Source organism: Caecibacter sp. AF58-12pH5A (assembly GCF_027681725.1).
GTDB classification, from domain to species: domain Bacteria; phylum Bacillota; class Negativicutes; order Veillonellales; family Megasphaeraceae; genus Megasphaera; species Megasphaera hominis.
In genome coordinates, this window is record NZ_JAQDBC010000007.1 from 31254 (window position 1) to 51885 (window position 20632).

Here is a 20632-nt window from a genome sequence, read left to right on the forward strand (position 1 = left end):
AAAACCTATATAAGGAGGTGTTTTTTATGAATCACAAGACGGATCTGTTCCATTGCCCCGTTGAGGCTGTGCTTTCCCTCATTTCCGGGAAATACAAGTGCATCATTCTCTGGCACCTCATGGAAGGAACCCAGCGCTACAGCGAGCTGCGGCGCTTTGTGCCTCAGGCAACGCCTAAGATGTTGACGCAGCAGCTGCGCGAGCTGGAAGCCGATGGCATTGTCGTGCGTAAAGTATACCCTGTCGTGCCGCCGAAGACGGAATACAGCCTGACGGACTACGGCCGCACGTTGTCTCCCATTGTGCAGGCCATGTGCGACTGGGGTAAAAAATATATGAGTGATCGTATCGAAAAAGCAGAATAAGAGAGGGGATTTTGGTAGAATGCGTTATATTGCAGCAATTTTGGTAGCTCTGGCAGCATGGCTGCCTTTTACCTTTGGCCAGACGGCCTATGCGACAGCTAAGGGGACGATTCTCGTCGTCGCGTCGAGCCAGAAGGAAATGACCATGGCCAATGGCACGACATCGTCTGTCGGTTTTTTCCTCAATGAGCTGGCCGTACCGGCAGAATACCTTCATGAACGGGGCTATCGGATCGTATTGGCCACACCTGATGGCCAGCGGCCTTATATGGACCAGGGCTCCAATTCGAAGAATTTCTTTGGCGGCGATGATGCGGCCCGGGCTAAGGCGTACGCCTTTACGGAAGACCTGCCCGTCATTTCCTTGCACGAGGCCTTGGCGCATGTAGCCGCGTACGACGCTGTGTTTGTCCCGGGTGGTCATGCCCCTATGACAGATCTTATGCAGGATCCGGAATTAGGGAAGATACTTGCTTACTTCCACGCACAGCAAAAACCGACGGCCTTTATCTGCCACGGTCCGGTAGCGGCGCTCTCTGCTTTGCCTGACGCTGCGGCGTACAGACAGGCCCTCGTCAGCCGCCAGCCTCAGGCCGCCATGGCTGCAGCTAAGGATTGGATTTACAAAGGCTATACGATGACCGTCTTCTCTGATGGGGAAGAATGGCCCGGTGAAGTCAAACACGGTACGGAAATGCCCTTCCATGTGGAACAGGCCTTGCAGATTGCCGGGGCTACGGTTATCGAAGGCCCTCTCTTTCAGAGTCATATCGTCCACGACCGGGAACTGATTACAGGCCAAAACCCGGCGTCTGATCTGGCCCTGGGCAAAGAGCTGGCCGATACATTAGATCAGCAATAGGTACTCTGAAGGGAAGCAGAGCAACAGTATCTATATAGGGAGCAAAAAACGCTATGCCTTTGGCAGATACGCCAGGGTATAGCGTTTTTTTGTGTCAGGAAATGCAAAGAAAATGAGATATAGGGCAAGAAAAAAATAAATTGTAAAATGAAAATAAAGAATAAACTTTTTTTGTTAATTATGAATTTTACTGACGAAATATGTGCATGTATATGCAATGATCCACTTATTGCATACGGGACTGACAAAAAGGCGGGAGGTATGCCGATATAGTTTGTATGGTTTTGGTACATACTAACTAAAACAAATAGGCATAAGAAATGCAACATAGGAATATTAGGCTATATCGTTTTTGAATGATCACGCCTATAGAAAACCCGTGGAGAGTCCGATAAAATATTTTTTGCACCTGGAAAAAGAGAAAAGGCACTGCCTACAAATGTAGACAGTGCCTTTATTGGTGCGAGTGAAGGGACTTGAACCCTTACGTCATAAGACACCAGATCCTAAGTCTGGCGCGTCTGCCATTCCGCCACACTCGCATGACAAAACTAAAATTATTCTATCATGGTTGGCGGTAAGACGCAAGATTATTTTTACTTTATCGTAAGGCCTACAGGGCAGTGGTCACTGCCGATAATATCCGTGTAGATTTCTGCCTTTTCCAGACGGTCGTCCAGGGCTTTTGACGTAATGAAGTAGTCAATACGCCAGCCGGCGTTGTTCTGACGGGCTTTGAAGCGGTAGCTCCACCACGAATAAACGCCCGTTACGTCCGGGTAGAAGTAGCGCCACGTATCGGTGAAACCCGCTGCCAGAAGATCTGTCATCTTTTGCCGTTCTGCATCGGAGAAACCGGCGTTATTGTGGTTCGTTTTTGGGTTCTTGAGGTCGATTTCTTCATGGGCTACGTTCAGGTCGCCGCAGAGAATGACCGGCTTTTTGGCACTCAGGTCCGTCAGGTAGGCGCGGAAATCGTCTTCCCATTGCATGCGGTAGTCCAGGCGGGCGAGCTCGCTCTGGCTGTTTGGCGTGTAGCACGTAACGAAGTACGTGTCGTCAAATTCGAGCGTAATCAGGCGCCCTTCGTGGTCGTGTTCGTCAATGCCCATGCCGTACCGGACGGACAGGGGCTGGACGCGTGTGAAGACGGCTGTACCGCTGTAGCCCTTCTTGTCGGCGTAATTCCAATACTGTTCATAGCCCGGCAGGTCCAGGTCGATCTGGCCTTCCTGGAGCTTCGTTTCCTGCAGGGCGAAGACGTCGGCATCGAGGGCTGCAAAGGTATCCATAAAGCCTTTTTTCATGACAGCCCGCAGGCCGTTGACGTTCCAAGAGATATATTTCATGATGAGCATCCTTTCGTATGGAAAAACTATATAATATTTTGAGATTATTTGCTATAATTAAAGACATACAATATATGGTAGACAATGGAAGTCTGCCTTGTATGAAGTTATTGTATAGAAATTTTAAATAGTTGTCAAAACTAAGGGAACAGGGTGATGTTATGGCAGTGCATGAATTAGCAGGTACCAAGGTGAGAAAAGAAGATTATATTGATTTAGCCGCTATTGCAGACGCGTATCATCGGATTTTTCCGGATGTAACCGATGCAGCACAGCAAGTACGCTTCGGTACGTCGGGCCACCGCGGCCAGGCTGGTAATGGCAGTTTTACAGAAGCACATGTAGCGGCGATTGCCCAGGCTGTTTGCAATTTCCGCAAGGAGTTTGGCGCCACAGGGCCGCTCTTTGTCGGCGAAGATACGCATTATCTTTCGAAGCTGGCCTATGAAACGGTCCTCGAAGTCCTCGCCGCTAACGGCGTGTCGGCCTACGTAGATAGTGAAGACGATTTCGTACCGACACCGTCTGTATCCCGGGCAATCTTGCGCTATAACAGCGGCCGTACGGAAAACCTTGCCGATGGCTTGATCATTACACCGTCCCATAATCCGCCGGAACATGGCGGCATCAAATACAACCCCTTCACAGGCGGCCCAGCCGAATCAGATATTACGAAGGCCATTGAAACAGAAGCCAATCGTCTCCTGGCCGGCAAAAACGAAGAAGTACGGCGTTTGCCCTATGAAGAGGCCAAAAAGAGCCGTTTCGTTACGCCTTATGACTATAAAGGCCTTTATGTAGCGGAATTAGCGTCCATCATTGATATGGATGCCATTCAGGATGCCAACCTGCACATTCTGGTCAACGCCCTGGGCGGTTCCGGCATGAACTATTGGCACCGTATTGCCCAGGCCTATGGGCTGGCTATCGACTTCGTCAACGACCAGTACGATCCGCAGTTTACGTTCATGAATTACGACCACGATGGCAAGGTCCGCATGGACTGCTCGTCTAAATACGTCATGTCTGCTGTTATCAAAGAAGATACGGCGTACGACCTGATTTTGGCCAACGACCCGGACTACGACCGCTTTGGTATCGTTTCCGGCCGGGAAGGCATGATTACGGCCAACGCCTATTTGACCGTTGCCTCTCATTACCTCATGACACACCGTCACTTTGACGGCCTGGGTATTGGCAAAACCGTCGTGACGACGGATCTCCTGGCCCGTTCGGCTAAGCTCCTCGGCGTACCCCTCTATGAAGTGCCTGTCGGCTTTAAATACTTCGGCGGCCTCTATAAGGATGGTAAAATCGCCTTCTCCGGCGAAGAAAGTGCCGGCGGCTCCTTTGTTGCCCGCGACAGAAGCCTTTGGACGACCGATAAGGACGGCATGATCATGTGCCTCTTGGCAGCAGAAATCAAGGCTGTAACCGGCAAATCGCCTATTGAATACTATAATGAATTGTGCGAAAAGCTGGGCCGCCCCTATACTATGCGCAGTGACGCGCCGGCAAATCTCGAAGAAAAGGCCAAAATCAGCAGCCTGACCGAAGCAGACGTAACGGAAAAGACCTTGTGCGGCAGTCCCATTACGGCTGTATTGTCCCGTTCGCCCTATGGTGATATGGCTATTGGCGGCGTCAAAATCTGCACGGAAGACGGCTGGGTAGCAGCCCGCCCGTCCGGTACGGAAGATATGTACAAGCTCTACGCCGAAAGCTTCGTGTCGGAAGAACAGGCGGCACAGCTCCTGGATGAAGGCAAGGCCCTGATCAGCAAGGCTTTGGGAAAATAAGCAAAACAAATGGAACACAGGCCGTGGTACAGCAGTTTTAGAAGGGGCTGCTGTACGCGGCATTTTACAAAAGCATAGAATTTCACCGTATATCTATGGTATAATGTGTAAGAATGAGCAATGAGGGGATATTCTTATATTGTTCCAGAGAAGAGAAAAAGGAGTGGACATTTTTATGAAGGCTGTTATCACTGTAGTAGGGGTAGACCGTACGGGTATTATTGCCGCTGTCAGCAATATTATGGCAGAAAATCAGGTGAATATCCTGACCATTAACCAGGTAATACTCGACAACATTTTTAATATGGCAATGATCGTTGATTTGGAAAATTCCGCCGTCGATCTCAATGGCTTGCAGCAGCTGCTCAAGGAAAAGGGCGATCAGCTGGGTGTAGAAATCCGGGCACAAAACATGGAAATCTTCAATGCAATGCATCGCATCGGCTAGGGGGAAGAAGACATGCTGACTATTCACGACATATTAGAAACGAATCAGATGATTCAAAAGAACAACCTCGATGTCCGTACGATTACGATGGGCATCAGTCTGCTCGACTGCTGCAGCAGTGACGGCAAGACGCTGTGCCGTAATATTTACGACAAGATTACGCGCTATGGCGAACATCTCGTTCAGACTGGCAATGATATTGGCAATGAATTTGGCGTGCCCATTATCAACAAACGCGTTGCCGTTACACCTATTTCGATCGTAGCTGCCTGCAGCGACCTTACGGACTACGTGTCCGTCGCCCAGACACTCGATAAAGCGGCAAAGGAAATCGGTATCGATTTCATCGGCGGTTTTTCGGCTCTCGTCGAACGGGGCTATACAGAAGGGGACCGCAAGCTCCTCGCTTCCATTCCCGAAGCCCTGGCTACGACAGATCTTGTCTGCAGCTCTGTCGCCGTAGGCTCGACCAAAGCCGGTATCAACATGGATGCCGTTGCCGAAATGGGCCGTATTTTTAAAACCCTCGGGGAACTGACGAAAGAACACGATGCCTTAGGCTGCGCCAAGCTCGTCGTCTTCTCGAACCCTGTAGAAGATAATCCCTTTATGGCCGGCGCCTTCCATGGCGTTACCCAGGGTGACAGCTGCGTCAGCGTTGGCGTCAGCGGCCCGGGCGTTGTCAAACGGGCCCTGGAAAGCGTCAAGGGCGAACCCTTCGACGTCGTTGCCGAAACGATTAAGAAAACAGCCTTTAAGATTACGCGCGTAGGCCAGCTCGTGGCCCAGGAAGCTTCGCGCCGCCTGAACGTGCCCTTTGGTATTATCGACCTGTCCCTGGCGCCGACTCCGGCTGTAGGTGACAGCGTTGCGGCTATTTTGGAAGAAATGGGCCTGGAAAGCTGCGGTGCCTGCGGTACGACAGCCGCCCTGGCACTTCTCAACGACGCCGTGAAAAAAGGCGGCCTCATGGCCTCCAGCCGCGTTGGCGGCCTGTCCGGTGCTTTCATCCCTGTGAGCGAAGACAAGGGCATGATCGAAGCCGTAGAACGGGGCAGCCTGAGCCTGGAAAAATTGGAAGCTATGACCTGCGTGTGCTCTGTAGGCCTCGATATGATCGCCGTACCGGGTGATACATCGGCAGCGACCATTTCGGCGATCATTGCCGACGAAGCAGCTATCGGCATGATTAACAACAAGACGACAGCCGTCCGCGTCATTCCCGTACCGGGCAAGACCGTTGGCGACGTCGTAGAATTTGGCGGCCTTTTGGGCCATGCCCCGATCATTGCGGTCAATACCTTCCGCAACGATGAATTTATTGCCCGCGGTGGCCGGATTCCAGCACCCATGCGGAGCCTGACCAACTAAAGCTCGTATGTATCACAGTATAAATGGAAAGTAGGCGTGTGTTGTGCTTGTATACTTTGTGCCCTTCTTTATAGCCTTGATCGTGGCCTATGCCCTGACTCCCAGCGTAAAAAAGCTGGCTATTAAAGTGGGCGCTATTGATAAACCGGATCCCAGAAAGGTCCATACCCATACCATTCCCCGTCTGGGGGGCTTGGCAATTTACTTTGGCTTCATGGCAGGCGTCTTGTATTCCATGCCCTTAAATCACGAAATGCTGGGCCTGCTTTTGGGCTGCTCGGCCATTGTCTGTATCGGGATTTGGGACGATATCTGCAATATTCCGGCGAAGGTCAAACTCGTAGGGCAGATCGTTTCTGCCTGTATTCCCGTGGCCTTTGGGATTCAGATCGAATGGCTGACCAATCCCTTTGGGACACTCATCGTCCTGCCGGAAATCGTAGCCATTCCGGTGACTATTTTCTGGATCATCGGCTTTACCAATACGGTCAACCTGATTGACGGACTCGATGGACTGGCCGCAGGTGTTTCGTTTATTGCGTCTATTTCCATGTTTTTAATGGCCGTCAGCATGAACCAATACCTGCCGGCCATGATCATCATTTCGATGGCTGGTGCCGCCCTGGGCTTCTTGCAGTACAACTTCAACCCTGCCAAGATTTTCATGGGTGACACAGGCAGTATGCTCTTGGGCTACACCATGGCTGTTACGGCCGTGCTGGGCCTGGTCAAGACAGCGGCGACGATCGCCCTCGTCGTACCGGTCATCGCCCTGGGCCTGCCTATTTTAGATACGTTATTTGCCATTGTCCGCCGCAAGATGAGCGGTGTGCCCATTTTTACGCCGGACAAAGGTCATCTGCATCACCGCCTTTTAGCATTGGGCCTGACCCAGAAACAGGCTGTACTGATCATGTACTGCGTCAGCGCTGTCCTGGGCCTCGTTGCGCTCTTCGTAGCCAGTGTAAACTACAAAACGGGCATCCTGACCGTAGCGATTGTTTTGGCAGTGATCATTTATTCCGCAAAACGAATTGGAATACTGCATAAAACGACAAATTCTACTCATAAACAATGAGTAGAATTTGTTCGATTTAAGGAGGATTTAGTATGATAAAGGTAATGACTGTTTTCGGAACCAGACCGGAGGCCATCAAGATGGCGCCGGTGGTACTGGAACTGAAAAAACATCCGGAACAGATCCAGACCGTAGTGGCCGTTACGGCCCAGCATCGCCAGATGCTCGATCAGGTTCTGGAGCTTTTCCAGATTCACCCCGACTATGACTTGAATATTATGAGCCAGAGCCAGACGCTTTACGATATTACGACGCGGGCGCTGCAAGGCCTCAAGACGGTTATGGAACTGGAAAAACCGGATCTCGTCCTCGTGCATGGCGATACGACGACGACCTTTGCCGGTGCGCTGGCTGCATATTACCAGCAAATTCCTGTAGGCCACGTAGAAGCGGGCCTGCGGACCGGGAATATCTATTCTCCTTTCCCAGAAGAAATGAACCGTAAACTGACGGGCGCTATTTCGTCCATCCATTTTTCACCGACGCCGACGGCACAGGGCAATCTCCTGCGCGAAGGTGTAAACCCGGACAACATTTATGTCACAGGCAACACCGTTATTGATGCCCTTATGAAGACCGTTAACGACGATTACGATTTTGCGGCTGAAGGACTGGAAGATGTGGATTTCAAGAACCACCGCATTATCCTTTTGACGACGCACCGCCGGGAAAACCTGGGCGAACCCATGCGCCATATCTACAAGGCGTTGCGCCAGATCGTAGAAGAAATCAAGGATACGGAAGTCGTCTTCCCGGTTCATCGCAATCCTCTCGTACGCAAGGTAGTCGAAGAAGAGCTGGCCGGCGTCGACCGTATCCACCTTATCGACCCCATGGAATACGAACCCTTTGCCAACCTCATGCATCATAGCTGTCTCGTCCTCACCGATTCTGGCGGCATCCAGGAAGAAGCACCGTCCCTGGGCAAGCCCGTCCTGGTCCTGCGCGATACGACAGAACGGCCGGAAGCCGTAGATGCCGGTACGGTACACCTCATCGGCACGGATTATGATAATGTATATAAAGAAACGAAGGAACTCCTGACGAACGAAGGTGCTTACGCTGCCATGAGCAACGCCGTCAATCCCTATGGTGATGGCCAGGCTTCGCGCCGTATCGTCCAGGCCATTTTGTACGCCTTTGCCGGTGCAACGGAAAAACCTGATGAGTTTAACGTTTAAGTGACGACTTTCACAATAATATAAGCTAAGAGGATACATGAAAAATATACATTTTTCCGTTTATTTGCCGATTCCTTAAAGTTTATTGATTTTACGAAAACGTCATGATAAAATAGCAGTGATATGAATAAATGAAAAGCAAGCATGAAAAAAAGTAAAGTTAGTCCACGGATAACTACCTGGCAGCTTCTGATTCATTCATATCTGCAAGGTGGAAATACGAATGAGAAGCCGGGAGACAAAACAGTATGCACAAAAGAAAGGACCACAACAATATGGATATATGGAATATTGCCGTTACGGCAGGTTCCATGGGTATGACACTTTTTGTCAGTATGTGTGTCGGCATCTTTTGTGGCTACTGGATTGATACGCATGCAGGAACCACGCCATGGGGCCTCATTATCGGTGGATTTTTCGGCGCTGCTACAGGCTTTTGGGGCCTTTATAAGAAGGCTCTGCGCTACATGAACGAAGATTCACACCGGCATCACTCCTGAAAGGGAAGGTACGCAGAACCATGGAAGACTTTGTACGTTATGTAAAACGCACGCTGGTGCAGCTGGCGGGCCTGGCCTTTTTCGTCACAGCCTGTTTGGTGCTTGTGGGAAAAGGCCAGTACGTCAGCGGCTGGCTCATTGGCTGCGGACTGAACCTTCTGTATTTTATTATGCTTTGCAGCCGCTCAGTCAAGGCACTCAAGCTCGATCCTGCCCAGGCGGCGGCAGTGATACGGGGCGGTTCGGCTTTGCGCATCTTGATGATCGTCTTAATGTTTATTGTCATTTTGCAATTCCCGGCAATTAATTACTGGGCCGCTCTGGCAGGCATTTTGACGTATCGGGTCCTCATTTACGCACAGGCCTTTTATACCGCTTTATCACACGGAAAAAATAAATAAGGAAAGGAGGCGCTTATCATGGAGTTGCATACGGGTCACCATTTGGTCGTTCAACTATTGGGTATGAACGTCAATATGGATACGCTGTACATGACCTGGCTTACGGCAGCTATAGTTATTATTCTTACAGTTGCTGCGACCAGAGGCCATTCCCTGGTCCCTTCAGGCATCCAAAATGTGATGGAAATGATCATTGAAGCCTTGTTGAAGCAATTTCAAGAAACATTAGGGCCAAAGTGGGGGCAGGTTGTCTCCGTTCTCTTGACCATGTTTCTCTTCATCCTGGTGGGTAATGAATTAGGGCTTTTGCCGAGTCCGCACATTTTGGCATCGCCTACCAATGACCTGAATACGACATTGGCACTGGCCTTGGTATCGACCTTTATGGTCCACTACATTGCCCTGAAAAACATGGGGCTTAAGAAGCATTTAAAGCACTATATGGAACCTTTTGCACCGTTCCTCATCATGAACATCCTGGAAGAGTTCACCAAGCCGTTAACCTTGGCTTTCCGTCTATTTGGCAACATCCTGGCCGGTGAAATTCTGCTGGAAGTACTATACGATCTCGTACCGGCCGGTGTACCGATGATTTGGATTGCTTTTAGTCTTTTCATTGGCTTGATCCAGGCCTTTATCTTCACCATTCTGACAACTTCATACCTGAAAGATTCTATGGGAGAAGAGTAGAAATTCAAAATCACGCACAATCAAGGAGGATTTTAAATTATGGGAACAGAATTTGTATTAGCATTATCCGTAATGGGCGCAGCAATTGGTATCGGTTTGGCAGCTATGGGCGCTGCTATCGGTGACGGCCATGCCGCATCGAAAATGTTGGAAGGTCTTGCCCGTCAGCCGGAAATGGGCGGCAAGCTCCTCGTTAACTTCCTGATTTCCGTAGGCTTGATCGAATCCATGCCTATCATCGCTGCCGTTATTTCGATCGTATTGGTATTTGCTAATCCTTTCAAATAATCGCCAAGTGCATACACTTGCAGGATAAAAGGAGGGAAATGCATTGATCGATCCTAATGGAACACTGCTTTTCCAATTTGTCAACTTCTTCATCCTCGTTGCTATTCTGGCAAAGTTTGCGTACAAACCGATTCTAAAAGTATTGGAAGACCGCAGAAATAAAATTGCCACGGATATCAGCAGCGCTGAAGAAGCCCGTGCTACAGCAGAAAAGCTGAAAGCAGACTATGAAGCACAGCTGCAGAAGGCCCACACGGAAGCACAGGCTATCGTTGATAAAGCGGTAAAACAGGCTGATAAAGAAGCACAGGCACAGCTCGACGCTATCCGCGCACAGATCGCACGGGAAAAAGAAATTGCCCAGGCTGAAATCGTAAACGAACGAGAAGCGGCTATTCGTGAAATGAGAAATGAAGTAGTAACGCTGTCTATGGCTGTGGCAGAAAAACTGCTCCAAAAGAACATGGATACGGATATGAACCAGAAACTGGTGGCCGAATGTCTGAAGAGCTTTGATAAGCAAGCCGCAGCAGGTAAACAGGGATGATTCCTGAAATCGTTTACAGCAAATACAGCCAGGCTATGTTCGACATAGCAAAAGAGCAAGACAAGATAAACGAATTTGGCCAGCAGCTGCGCAGCATCCGGGATACGCTACAGATGAATCCGGATTTATTAAAATTCGTGGAACATCCGCTCATTACACCGGAAGCGAAGAAAGACACGTTAAAACAAATTTTTGCTGATGACGTAACGCCGCTCATTATGCAGTTCCTCTACGTCATGATCGACCGGCGCAGAGATGCAGCGATCGTCGCGGCTATTGACGGGTTTATCGATTTGTCCCGTGCAGCTCAGAATATCGAAGTTGCCAAGATCCGTCTCGTCAAGCCTTTGTCAGCAGAAGAAGAAAAACAACTGGTTGCGTCCCTGGAAAAAATGACGGGCAAGCATATCGACCCGGTCTATACCATCGATCCGCATATTCTCGGCGGTATGGTAGTCCAGATTGGCGACCGACTAATAGACGGCAGTCTGCGCCGGCAGCTGCAGGATATGCAGCACGCGCTGTTACAGTCTGACGTAATGAATGAGGTGACAGACGAACAATGAAAATGAAGCCAGAAGAAATTACGGCCATAATTAAAAAACAAATCGAAGACTACAATGTCGAAATGAACGTCGACGACGTAGGCACCGTCCTGGAAGTCGGGGACGGCATAGCGCATATATACGGTTTGGATAAGGTAATGTCCGGGGAACTCCTGGAATTACCTAATGATGTATACGGCCTCGCCATGAACCTGGAAGAAGATAACGTTGGCGCCGTACTTTTCGGTGATGTCGAATCCATCAAAGAAGGCGACACCGTACGTCGTTCCGGTAAGGTTATGAGCGTACCTGTCGGTGAATCTCTCATCGGCCGTGTCGTAAACCCCTTAGGGGAACCTATTGACGGCAAAGGAACTATTTCTGCCGCCCAGTATAACCGCGTTGAAGTCATTGCCCACGGTATTGCTGACCGCCAGCCGGTTAAAGTACCGCTGCAGACAGGCCTCAAAGCTATTGACTCCATGGTCCCAATCGGCCGTGGCCAGCGTGAATTGATCATCGGTGACTGTGGTACCGGTAAGACGGCTATTGCCATCGATACGATTATTAACCAGAAGGATAGCGGTGTTATTTGCGTCTATGTCGCTATTGGCCAGAAAGCATCAACCATTGCCCGTGTCGTACGGACACTGGAAGAAAACGGTGCTATGGCGTATACCATCGTCGTAGCCGCTACGGCTTCTGACGGCTCGCCGCTCCAGTACCTGGCTCCGTATTCCGGCGTCGCTATGGCTGAATACTTCATGCATAAAGGCAAAGACTGCCTCTGTGTATATGATGATTTGTCCAAACACGCCCAGGCGTACCGTGCCATGTCCCTGTTACTGCGTCGTCCGCCAGGACGTGAAGCCTATCCGGGCGATGTTTTCTACTTACACTCCCGCCTGCTCGAACGTGCAGCGAAGTTGTCCGACGAACTCGGCGGCGGCTCCATTACGGCCTTGCCGATTATCGAAACACTGGCTGGTGACCTTTCGGCATACATTCCGACCAACGTTATTTCCATTACGGACGGCCAGATCTTCCTGGAAACAGAACTCTTCAACTCCGGCGTACGCCCGGCTATCAACGTCGGCCTTTCCGTATCCCGTGTTGGTGGTTCTGCCCAGATTAAGGCCATGAAGAAGATTGCCGGTACACTCCGTCTGAGCCTGGCCCAGTATCGTGAACTGGCAGCCTTTGCCCAGTTCGGTTCGGACCTCAATAAAAACACGAAGGCCCAGATCGATGCCGGTGAACGGACCATGCAGATGCTGATTCAGCCGCAGTACCAGCCAATGGCGGTAGAAGACCAGGTTATTCAGATTTATGCAGCCGTTAAAGGCTATCTCATGCCGATTCAGGTAGAAGATGTTACGGAATTTGAAGACCAGCTGCTGAAATTCATGCATGCTAACTATCCGGAAGTCGGCGCGGACATTAAAGAAAAGAAAGAACTCGGCGCAGATACAGAAGAAACCCTCAAGAAAGCTATTGCTGAATTCACTAAACAGTTTGGTGCAAATCATCAATTAGTCAAAGAGGAGGAATAAGCTATGCCGAGTGCACGCGAAATAAACCGACGGATTAAATCCGTTACGAACACACAGCAGATCACCAAGGCCATGAAGATGGTTTCTTCCGTACGTCTGCGCCGTGCACAGGATCGCGCTTTGGCAACAGCCCCCTATACTGAACAGCTCGAAGGAATGCTGCAGCGTCTGGCTGCGGCAACGCCCGGTGAAAACAATCCCTTGTTCCAGACGAGGGAAGTGAAACGGACGTGCTATATCATCATCGGTGCCGATAAAGGGCTGGCTGGTGCCTTTAGTTCCAATATCAACAAGGCAATGGTCGAAGTGCTGCGGGATAAACCCCGGGCCGTGTCCTACCTTATTGTGACGGGTCGCAAGCCTGTCGAATACCTGAAGCATTTGCGGATTACGCCGGAATACAAACGGACGGGCTTTTCTGATAAGCCTGAATTCACGCATGCCCAGGCTTTGGCACGGGAAGCGACGAATAAATTCCTCGACGGGACCGTCGATGAAGTGTATCTCATTTACACGAAGTTCAAATCGGCCCTTTCGCAGGAAGTAACGCGTACACGGCTTTTGCCCATCGCTCCGGAAAGCGTAGCCGGAGACGGGCCGTCCGAAGAATATCTGTTTGCTCCTGATGCGCAGCAGGTTTTATCGACCTTGCTGCCCCAGTACATCGATATGTCTATCTATAACGGCCTGCTTCAGTCCGCTGCCAGCGAACTGGGCGCGCGTATGACTGCTATGACCTCGGCTACAGATAATGCCAGCGACCTCATCGAAAAACTGACCGTCCATTACAACAAGGTACGTCAGGCCGGCATTACGAACGAACTGACAGAAATCGTCAGTGGCGCCAATGCGCTGCAATAGCAGAGTGTGAAATCTAAATAAGGAGGAGAGCCTCTTCATGAGCAATAAATTTGGGAAAGTAATCCAGGTTATCGGCCCGGTTATCGACGTCCGCTTTTCTACAGAAGAAGATTTGCCAGCTATCTATACGGCTATCCATGTAACAGGCGGCGAAGGAGACCAGGCGATTGATCTGGTAGCAGAAGTAATGCAGCATTTGGGCGACGATGTCGTCCGTTGCGTAGCCATGAGCTCTACGGACGGTCTCGTCCGCGGCATGGCTGCAGAAAATACGGGCAGCCCGATCAAGGTTCCCGTTGGTCCTGGCGTACTGGGACGTATCTTTAACGTTCTCGGCCAGACCGTAGATAAAGTAGATGAAGAAGTAAAGGCTGATGACTATTGGCCGATCCACCGGCCTGTACCGAAGTTTGAAGACCAGGCTACAGGTACGGAAATCCTGGAAACAGGCATCAAAGTTGTTGACCTCATTGCACCGTACTCCAAGGGCGGCAAGGTTGGCCTCTTCGGTGGTGCCGGTGTAGGCAAGACCGTTTTGATCATGGAACTGATTCACAACGTCGCAACAGAACACGGTGGTTACTCCGTATTCACCGGTGTTGGTGAACGTACACGTGAAGGCAATGACCTTTGGAATGAAATGAAGGAATCGGGCGTTATCAACAAGACGGCCCTCGTCTATGGTCAGATGAACGAACCGCCTGGAGTCCGTATGCGTGTCGGCCTGACAGGCCTCACCATGGCTGAATATTTCCGTGATAAAGAACACAAAGACGTACTGCTCTTTATCGATAACATTTTCCGTTTCATCCAGGCCGGTTCTGAAGTATCGGCTCTGCTGGGCCGTATTCCGTCCGCCGTTGGGTATCAGCCGACACTGGCAACAGACGTTGGCGCCCTGCAGGAACGTATTACCTCGACAAAGGACGGCTCCATTACATCTGTACAGGCCGTATACGTACCTGCCGATGACCTGACGGACCCGGCTCCGGCTGCAACCTTTGCCCATTTGGATGCAACGACCGTACTGTCCCGTGAAATCGCCGAATTGGGGATTTATCCTGCCGTGGATCCGCTCGATTCCACGTCCCGTATTCTCGACCCGCACATCATCGGCGAAGATCACTACAAGACAGCCCGTGAAGTACAAGAAATTCTGCAGAAGTATAACGACCTTCAGGATATCATCGCCATCCTCGGTATCGACGAACTGTCTGAAGAAGATAAGCTGACAGTCGCCCGGGCCCGTAAGATCCAGCGTTTCCTGAGCCAGCCTTTTGCTGTTGCTGAACAGTTTACAGGCCAGCCGGGCCGCTATGTGCCCTTGAAGGACACCATTGCCGGCTTTAAGGAAATCCTCTCCGGTAAATGCGATGACATGCCGGAACAGGCCTTCTACATGGTAGGGAACATTGATGAAGCCTTCGAAAAAGCCAAGACTCTGAAAGGGGAATAAGGCATGGCAGAAACAGGCAAAAAACTCCACCTGGAAATCATCACGCCCGATGCATCTGTATTGAGCGAAGATGTGGATTTTGTCCTCGTTCGTGCCCTCGATGGCGATCTGGGCGTCATGCCCAGCCATGCACCGCTCATCGCCTCCCTGCGTATTTGGCCGCTCTATTATGAAATAGATGGCAAGCGGCACTGCGTCAGCGTTGCGCAAGGCTTCATGGAAGTCAACAACAACGTCGTCACGGTCATCACGCCGGCTGCAGAAAAGCCGGAGGATATCGACGTAGAACGGGCCGAACGAGCCCGCAAACGTGCAGAAAAACGCTTGCAGGAACATCAGGCTGGTATCGATGAGGTACGGGCAGAAGCGGCTCTTAAAAGAGCATTGAGCCGTTTAGACGTGGCAAATTACCACGGTGGAAACTAACACATAAATAAAAAGCTGTGGAGACATGAGACACTCATGTTCCCACAGCTTTTTTGCATGCCCAAAAGCTATTTGTCCGCAAGGCTTCCCATTAGATGGGCTGAATAAAATATTTCTAAAAAATATAGCTAATAATTTTAGTGGGACAGTCCTGTGTCTGTTGTATATGATACAATAGATGCAGAGAATAACGGAAGGAGCTTGAAGCTTATGGGGAGCACAGGCACGAAGAAGAGCCGCATGCTGGAAATTTTTTTCCGTGTCATGAAGGGCGAAAATGTATCAGTAAAAAAATTGGCCGATGAATACGGCGTATCATCAAAAAGTATTTCCTGCGACATTGGGGAAATTAAAACATTCTTATACGACCATCGCGATCTCGTAGACAATACGGAATTGAAATACGCTGCGAGCTCGAAATCGTATTATCTGGAATTTGAAAATTTCCTCCTGAGCAAGGAACTCATTGCCGTCATCAAAATGATGATCGGCTGCCGGGCCTTTAGCAAAATGGAACTCTTGGACATTGTGGATAAACTGAAAAACTTCACATCCCGCCACGACAGAACCATGCTCGACCAGATCATTGCCAAGGAAATGTACCACTACAACGAAGTCAACAGCGACTGCAAGAGCGTCATTGATCACATTTGGACCCTGACGCGCTGCATTTACGAACGGATCGAAATAACCCTCACGTACTATAAAGCCTCGCGTGACCTGGTAGAACGGCGCATCATGCCTGTAGCCATCACCTTTTCGGACTACTATTTTTACCTCATTGCCTATCGCTGCGACACCCTGGACTGGGTACCCCTGTACTACCGCGTCGACCGCATTGCCGGCATCGTAGAACACAGGAAACACTTCGTCCTCGATAAGGAACACGACTTTGACGAAGGCGAACTGCGCGAAAAAATCCAGTTCATGTTCTCCGGCAAATACAGAAAAATCAAATTCTCCTACACAGGCAGCTCCGTCCAGGCCATCCTGGACAAAATTCCGACTGCCAAAATCATCGAGAAAAAAGGCGACACAAAGATCATCGAAGCCGAAACCTACGGCATCGGCATCAACATGTTCCTCCTCTCCCAAGGCAGCCACGTAACGGCCCTGGAACCGCCGGAATTTGTCGAAGAAATGAAGGAAGAAATCAAGAAAATGCAGGAACAATACAACGAATCCTGATATATCGACGGGCCTGACTCCTGGCCCGTATAAGGCGTACGCATAAAACGTACGCCTTATTTGCTAATCCTATGACAGTGCGAATATGGATGCGGCATAGGGCAGGATTAGCTACAGCAATAGCTATGCGGGCATCTGAGTTTCTTGCCGTATGCAATTTTTTGGTTTAGAATATCCTTATGAATATAACAATATGGGAAAGGGCTAAACCTGATTATACAAAAAACATAGAATATTATGAAAAAGGGTACAAACTCCATGGCGATGCTGAAAAAGTATGTGCAGAAAGCCTTGAAACAATCTATAAGGCGCAGGGAAAGACAACGGAATGCGAAAAATGGCCCAAGAACTTTAGCTGATAAGCGAGCTGATTGATAAGTCCGTCATATTTTTATTTAGCGTTCACTGGGGCTTTTCTGCGGTAGACAAGTCTTGTCATTACCTTGTATAATAAAACTATTCGAACTAGCGTAATAAGGAATTGATGCTAAATCGTCATGTGACTACTTAGCATCGATAGTGTATAAAATAACATGTTTTGTGCATTTCTGTTTTACAGATAAACCAGGAGGTTCTTTTAAAATTAACATAAGCAGTCTACAAGGTGGCAAATGATAAGCAGCTGTTCGTGTTGAAAAAAGTGTAATCATAAGGAAGTGGTCATATGGCAAGCGAGATTAATGATGAAACAAATGTGAAAGAAATATTTGATCTCTATTCGTATTCCCATGTTTTGAAAAGCGATGATGTATGTGCCAATATTATTCCATCGCCTTTTCCGGGCAGTAGAGAGTTAGGCACTAACGAATGTTGCTTTTACAGAGTCAACAAGATTTCTTATGACGAGGAATATCCCCGCCGGGAAGCTTTTGAAAATGTATTGCTTTCCTTGGATGATGATGCCTTTAACTTTGTCTATATCCTGAACGGAACGCAAAAAGGTATTGAACTCTATGTGGGCGCTGTGCGGAATGCCAATGAAAACAAGCCGGTTCTGGGAACCAAGATGACAGCTGTGCGCTATGGTGAAAATATTGCTGAAGCGTTTAAAGGAAATTTTAACGGCAGTGAGCTTGAACCCGTCAAGGGAGAACGGCTGAAGGACTTAGTTATCAACTCGCCGGCCATGTACAAATATGCCGGCATCATTACGGGTATTCCTTCTATTGATGAGGAAGCAGCCGGCCAAGGTCACGATTTTCAGGGAATCGACCGTCTGATCAACAGCATGCTGGGGCAAGAATGGCGTCTGGTCATCGTCTGTGAACCTGTCACGAAGGAACAGACGACAGAACTGCGGGATGAAGTGTACAGCCTCTACAACCGGTTATCGGCATGGGCAAAGTTTAACGTGCAGAATTCCTTGAACAAAGGGTCTGCGACGACATCGGGCACGAATGACTCGCATTCTACGTCTACTAACTCAGGGGAAAATCTTTCCAATACAGATACGCAAGGCAGGAGCAGCAGTAGTGGCGGCTCTTCTTCCTCTCGTGGGAAAAATAGCAGCAACGCTACGACGACGGGCCATTCCAAAGGTACCAGTGATAGCCAATCTCATGGGACGTCGAAGAGCACTAGCAAGAATGAAGGCTTTTCCCAGGCCGTTTCGGTAGAACGGGCCAATAAATGCGTACAGGAAATGATGAAATACATTGACGATGAACTGTTGCAGCGCATTAAAACGGCTTATAGCAAATGCCTGTATAAATCATCTATTTACTATATGGCAAAAGAGCCTGTCGTAGCAAACCGGCTCAAGGTGGGCATTATTTCCCTCTTTCAGGGAAATAACCCCAGCTACAGCCCGCTACAGGCGAGCCTCATCGATTTAAACGATGCTAACAGCTATCGCATTCTGAACACGTATCAGAACAACAATACCTTTATGCCCGGCACATCGTCTGATAAATACGTCCTTCTCGGCCGGCCTTATGATGTGACACAACAGCTCCTAGGTCTAAATACGTATTTAACACCGCGGGAAATCAGCCTCTTAGCCGGCATGCCACAAAAAGAAGTGCCTGGCTTGGTATTGAAGCGGGCTGTCAACTTTGGCCTCAATGAAAAGGCTGATCTCGAAGACGATGCTGTCGATTTAGGCGTATTGGTACAGCAAGGACGCAAGCTGGACAACATGCGATTTAAACTCAGCCGGAAGAGTCTGAACAAGCATACCTTCATAGCCGGCGTAACGGGGAGCGGAAAGACGACAACGTGCCAAAAATTATTGGCTGGGGCCGATGTGCCCTTCATGGTCATCGAACCGGCCAAGACCGAGTACCGGGCACTCATTCATAATCCCCGCTTCGGTAAGGAGCTTTTGGTCTTTACTTTAGGTAATGAACAGCTGGCGCCGTTCCGCCTCAATCCCTTTGAGCTTGTAGAAGGGGAGCTTATTACGAGCCATGTAGATATGCTGAAGGCCACGTTCACGTCATCCTTCCCGATGGAAGCATCTATGCCGCAGCTCCTGGAAGAAGCTATGTACAAATGCTACGAAGTCATGGGCTGGAACGTTGAGACCAACACGAATGAACTTTTTGCCGACCCCTTCGCACCCGGTGTACACAGTTTTCCTCAGCTTTCGGATTTATTGGCGGCTATGGAAACGGTCGTCGATACGAAGGGCTTTGGCGACCGCCTGGCCGGTGATTATAAGGGCTCTTTGGTCAGCCGCTTGTCCAATCTGACCGTAGGTTCTAAGGGTATGATGCTGGATTGTCCCCGGTCGGTAGATTTTGAGTATTTGGCTACGCACAATGTCGTCCTGGAACTAGAATACGTGCGCTCACCAGAAGAGAAATCACTCATCATGGGCTTTATCCTTAGCCGGATGTCTGAGGTGATCAAGAAATTGCACCGGGCTCAGACAGGATACCGCCACATTACGCTCGTAGAAGAAGCGCATCGCCTGCTTTCTAAGGTCGAATTTGACGATAGCGGCGCTAAGAAGGTAGCCGTCGAAACCTTTACGGACCTCCTGGCAGAAGTGCGGAAGTACGGTGAAGGCTTGATCATTGTAGATCAGATTCCTAATAAGCTCGCATCGGATGTGCTGAAAAACACGAATACGAAGATCATTCACCGCATTTTGGCCCGCGATGACAAGGAAGCAGTAGGCGATACGATGCTCATGAATGATAAACAGAAGGAATATTTGTCTTCTTTGGATATTGGTCATGCTATCGTCTTTACAGAAAATACAGATAATCCGGTTAATATTTATGTTGAGAGAATCAGTGATACAGATGATGCAGATATTCCTGAAAGTGATGTAAAGGAACGCTTTGGCCAGATCAAAGAAAAGCTTGGCGATTGCTATGGCAGCAGCAATTTATCTGTCTTGCTGAAATACCTGAACCATGCAGGCCGGGCGTTAAATGGCAAAATCGGCACGATCGGTAACCGGGAGACCGATATCAAGCGGACCTTGAATGTGTTAAAAACACACTTGAATACCTACGCTGCCCAACACGAGATGGATGTGCAAGAGCTTTTGCAAAATCTGCTGTTGTTACGGGACATTAAAAATGGCCAGCGCTTTAAGCGGATGGATCTGGGGCAATTTGAAATTAGGCAAGAACAGGTAGGCAAACTGTTTCACTACGTACTGCATATAGAGGGGCCATTAACAGGTGATGTTTTGGAAGAATTCCTCAGGGAACAAGGAGAGGAAGCATCTACCATCAGGGCGGGTAATACTTTGACTGTCTAAGATAAC

Annotated in this window: 20 protein-coding genes and 1 tRNA gene; 19 read left to right on the plus strand and 2 right to left on the minus strand. The window is 49.4% G+C overall.

Features of this window, described 5'->3' with window-relative positions; genetic code table 11:
* The first annotated feature begins 26 nt into the window (after window positions 1-26).
* Both PGX44_RS05090 and PGX44_RS05095 read left to right on the plus strand, forming a co-directional pair.
* The gene (locus PGX44_RS05090; protein WP_186502602.1) at window positions 27-365 is read left to right on the plus strand and encodes a winged helix-turn-helix transcriptional regulator; all 339 of its coding nucleotides are present in this window, start codon (window positions 27-29) and stop codon (window positions 363-365) included.
* Window positions 366-384: 19 nt separating this feature from the next.
* On the plus strand, window positions 385-1227 hold the full coding sequence (locus PGX44_RS05095; RefSeq protein WP_498854494.1) for a type 1 glutamine amidotransferase domain-containing protein: 843 nt from the start codon (window positions 385-387) through the stop codon (window positions 1225-1227).
* Between the two features lie 458 nt (window positions 1228-1685).
* Here the strand turns inward: PGX44_RS05095 and PGX44_RS05100 are convergent.
* Together PGX44_RS05100 and PGX44_RS05105 are read right to left on the minus strand one after the other, a co-directional pair.
* Window positions 1686-1769, minus strand: a tRNA-Leu gene (locus tag PGX44_RS05100).
* Window positions 1770-1823: 54 nt separating this feature from the next.
* Entirely contained in the window at window positions 1824-2576 is a 753-nt protein-coding gene (locus tag PGX44_RS05105) for an exodeoxyribonuclease III (RefSeq protein WP_498854495.1), read from the minus strand.
* Between the two features lie 161 nt (window positions 2577-2737).
* Between PGX44_RS05105 and PGX44_RS05110 the strand changes: the two genes are divergently transcribed.
* The 17 genes from PGX44_RS05110 (at window position 2738) to PGX44_RS05190 (ending at window position 20626) form a co-directional block, all read left to right on the plus strand.
* Window positions 2738-4375, plus strand: coding sequence for an alpha-D-glucose phosphate-specific phosphoglucomutase (locus tag PGX44_RS05110; RefSeq protein WP_498854496.1), 1638 nt, complete (start codon window positions 2738-2740; stop codon window positions 4373-4375).
* A gap of 175 nt (window positions 4376-4550) precedes the next feature.
* Window positions 4551-4823 (plus strand): ACT domain-containing protein, encoded by a 273-nt coding sequence (locus PGX44_RS05115; RefSeq protein WP_186502606.1) that lies wholly within the window; start codon window positions 4551-4553, stop codon window positions 4821-4823.
* Window positions 4824-4835: 12 nt separating this feature from the next.
* Complete coding sequence (locus tag PGX44_RS05120; RefSeq protein ID WP_186502607.1) at window positions 4836-6194, plus strand: PFL family protein; 1359 nt, start codon at window positions 4836-4838, stop codon at window positions 6192-6194.
* Between the two features lie 43 nt (window positions 6195-6237).
* Complete coding sequence (locus PGX44_RS05125) at window positions 6238-7272, plus strand: MraY family glycosyltransferase (RefSeq protein ID WP_186502608.1); 1035 nt, start codon at window positions 6238-6240, stop codon at window positions 7270-7272.
* Window positions 7273-7304: 32 nt separating this feature from the next.
* Window positions 7305-8453 carry a non-hydrolyzing UDP-N-acetylglucosamine 2-epimerase gene (gene wecB, locus PGX44_RS05130; protein WP_498854497.1) on the plus strand — a complete coding sequence of 383 codons (1149 nt, stop codon included), beginning with the start codon at window positions 7305-7307 and terminating at the stop codon, window positions 8451-8453.
* Window positions 8454-8701: 248 nt separating this feature from the next.
* On the plus strand, window positions 8702-8953 hold the full coding sequence (locus tag PGX44_RS05135) for an AtpZ/AtpI family protein (protein WP_498854498.1): 252 nt from the start codon (window positions 8702-8704) through the stop codon (window positions 8951-8953).
* Between the two features lie 20 nt (window positions 8954-8973).
* Window positions 8974-9354, plus strand: a complete 381-nt coding sequence (locus PGX44_RS05140) for an ATP synthase subunit I (protein WP_498854499.1) — start codon at window positions 8974-8976, stop codon at window positions 9352-9354.
* 18 nt (window positions 9355-9372) lie between these two features.
* Window positions 9373-10044 (plus strand): F0F1 ATP synthase subunit A, encoded by a 672-nt coding sequence (gene atpB / locus PGX44_RS05145; RefSeq protein WP_186502612.1) that lies wholly within the window; start codon window positions 9373-9375, stop codon window positions 10042-10044.
* A gap of 39 nt (window positions 10045-10083) precedes the next feature.
* Window positions 10084-10332, plus strand: coding sequence for a F0F1 ATP synthase subunit C (atpE, locus tag PGX44_RS05150; protein ID WP_186502613.1), 249 nt, complete (start codon window positions 10084-10086; stop codon window positions 10330-10332).
* Window positions 10333-10375: 43 nt separating this feature from the next.
* Window positions 10376-10879: a F0F1 ATP synthase subunit B gene (gene atpF / locus PGX44_RS05155; protein ID WP_498854500.1), complete on the plus strand. Its 504-nt coding sequence runs from the start codon at window positions 10376-10378 to the stop codon at window positions 10877-10879.
* A complete protein-coding gene (locus PGX44_RS05160; protein WP_498854501.1) occupies window positions 10876-11445 on the plus strand; it encodes a F0F1 ATP synthase subunit delta in 570 nt (189 codons plus the stop codon). The genes atpF and PGX44_RS05160 overlap by 4 nt, the downstream gene beginning before the upstream one ends.
* Window positions 11442-12977, plus strand: a complete 1536-nt coding sequence (gene atpA / locus PGX44_RS05165) for a F0F1 ATP synthase subunit alpha (protein WP_498854502.1) — start codon at window positions 11442-11444, stop codon at window positions 12975-12977. The genes PGX44_RS05160 and atpA overlap by 4 nt, the downstream gene beginning before the upstream one ends.
* Window positions 12978-12980: 3 nt before the next feature.
* On the plus strand, window positions 12981-13838 hold the full coding sequence (atpG, locus tag PGX44_RS05170) for an ATP synthase F1 subunit gamma (RefSeq protein ID WP_186502617.1): 858 nt from the start codon (window positions 12981-12983) through the stop codon (window positions 13836-13838).
* Window positions 13839-13875: 37 nt separating this feature from the next.
* Window positions 13876-15294, plus strand: coding sequence for a F0F1 ATP synthase subunit beta (gene atpD / locus PGX44_RS05175; protein ID WP_498854503.1), 1419 nt, complete (start codon window positions 13876-13878; stop codon window positions 15292-15294).
* A 3-nt stretch (window positions 15295-15297) separates the two neighbouring features.
* A complete protein-coding gene (locus tag PGX44_RS05180; protein WP_186502619.1) occupies window positions 15298-15720 on the plus strand; it encodes a F0F1 ATP synthase subunit epsilon in 423 nt (140 codons plus the stop codon).
* Between the two features lie 210 nt (window positions 15721-15930).
* A complete protein-coding gene (locus tag PGX44_RS05185) occupies window positions 15931-16908 on the plus strand; it encodes a helix-turn-helix transcriptional regulator (RefSeq protein ID WP_498854504.1) in 978 nt (325 codons plus the stop codon).
* A 664-nt stretch (window positions 16909-17572) separates the two neighbouring features.
* Window positions 17573-20626: an ATP-binding protein gene (locus PGX44_RS05190; RefSeq protein ID WP_498854505.1), complete on the plus strand. Its 3054-nt coding sequence runs from the start codon at window positions 17573-17575 to the stop codon at window positions 20624-20626.
* Window positions 20627-20632 lie beyond the last annotated feature (6 nt).

Coding starts and splice junctions, on each gene's coding strand:
- PGX44_RS05090 (WP_186502602.1), top strand. CDS start 27: ATGAATCACAAGACGGATCTGTTCCATTGCCCCGTTGAGGCTGTGCTT.
- PGX44_RS05095 (WP_498854494.1), top strand. CDS start 385: ATGCGTTATATTGCAGCAATTTTGGTAGCTCTGGCAGCATGGCTGCCT.
- PGX44_RS05105 (WP_498854495.1), bottom strand. CDS start 2,576: ATGAAATATATCTCTTGGAACGTCAACGGCCTGCGGGCTGTCATGAAA.
- PGX44_RS05110 (WP_498854496.1), top strand. CDS start 2,738: ATGGCAGTGCATGAATTAGCAGGTACCAAGGTGAGAAAAGAAGATTAT.
- PGX44_RS05115 (WP_186502606.1), top strand. CDS start 4,551: ATGAAGGCTGTTATCACTGTAGTAGGGGTAGACCGTACGGGTATTATT.
- PGX44_RS05120 (WP_186502607.1), top strand. CDS start 4,836: ATGCTGACTATTCACGACATATTAGAAACGAATCAGATGATTCAAAAG.
- wecB (WP_498854497.1), top strand. CDS start 7,305: ATGATAAAGGTAATGACTGTTTTCGGAACCAGACCGGAGGCCATCAAG.
- PGX44_RS05135 (WP_498854498.1), top strand. CDS start 8,702: ATGCACAAAAGAAAGGACCACAACAATATGGATATATGGAATATTGCC.
- PGX44_RS05140 (WP_498854499.1), top strand. CDS start 8,974: ATGGAAGACTTTGTACGTTATGTAAAACGCACGCTGGTGCAGCTGGCG.
- atpB (WP_186502612.1), top strand. CDS start 9,373: ATGGAGTTGCATACGGGTCACCATTTGGTCGTTCAACTATTGGGTATG.
- atpE (WP_186502613.1), top strand. CDS start 10,084: ATGGGAACAGAATTTGTATTAGCATTATCCGTAATGGGCGCAGCAATT.
- PGX44_RS05160 (WP_498854501.1), top strand. CDS start 10,876: ATGATTCCTGAAATCGTTTACAGCAAATACAGCCAGGCTATGTTCGAC.
- atpA (WP_498854502.1), top strand. CDS start 11,442: ATGAAAATGAAGCCAGAAGAAATTACGGCCATAATTAAAAAACAAATC.
- atpG (WP_186502617.1), top strand. CDS start 12,981: ATGCCGAGTGCACGCGAAATAAACCGACGGATTAAATCCGTTACGAAC.
- atpD (WP_498854503.1), top strand. CDS start 13,876: ATGAGCAATAAATTTGGGAAAGTAATCCAGGTTATCGGCCCGGTTATC.
- PGX44_RS05180 (WP_186502619.1), top strand. CDS start 15,298: ATGGCAGAAACAGGCAAAAAACTCCACCTGGAAATCATCACGCCCGAT.
- PGX44_RS05185 (WP_498854504.1), top strand. CDS start 15,931: ATGGGGAGCACAGGCACGAAGAAGAGCCGCATGCTGGAAATTTTTTTC.
- PGX44_RS05190 (WP_498854505.1), top strand. CDS start 17,573: ATGGCAAGCGAGATTAATGATGAAACAAATGTGAAAGAAATATTTGAT.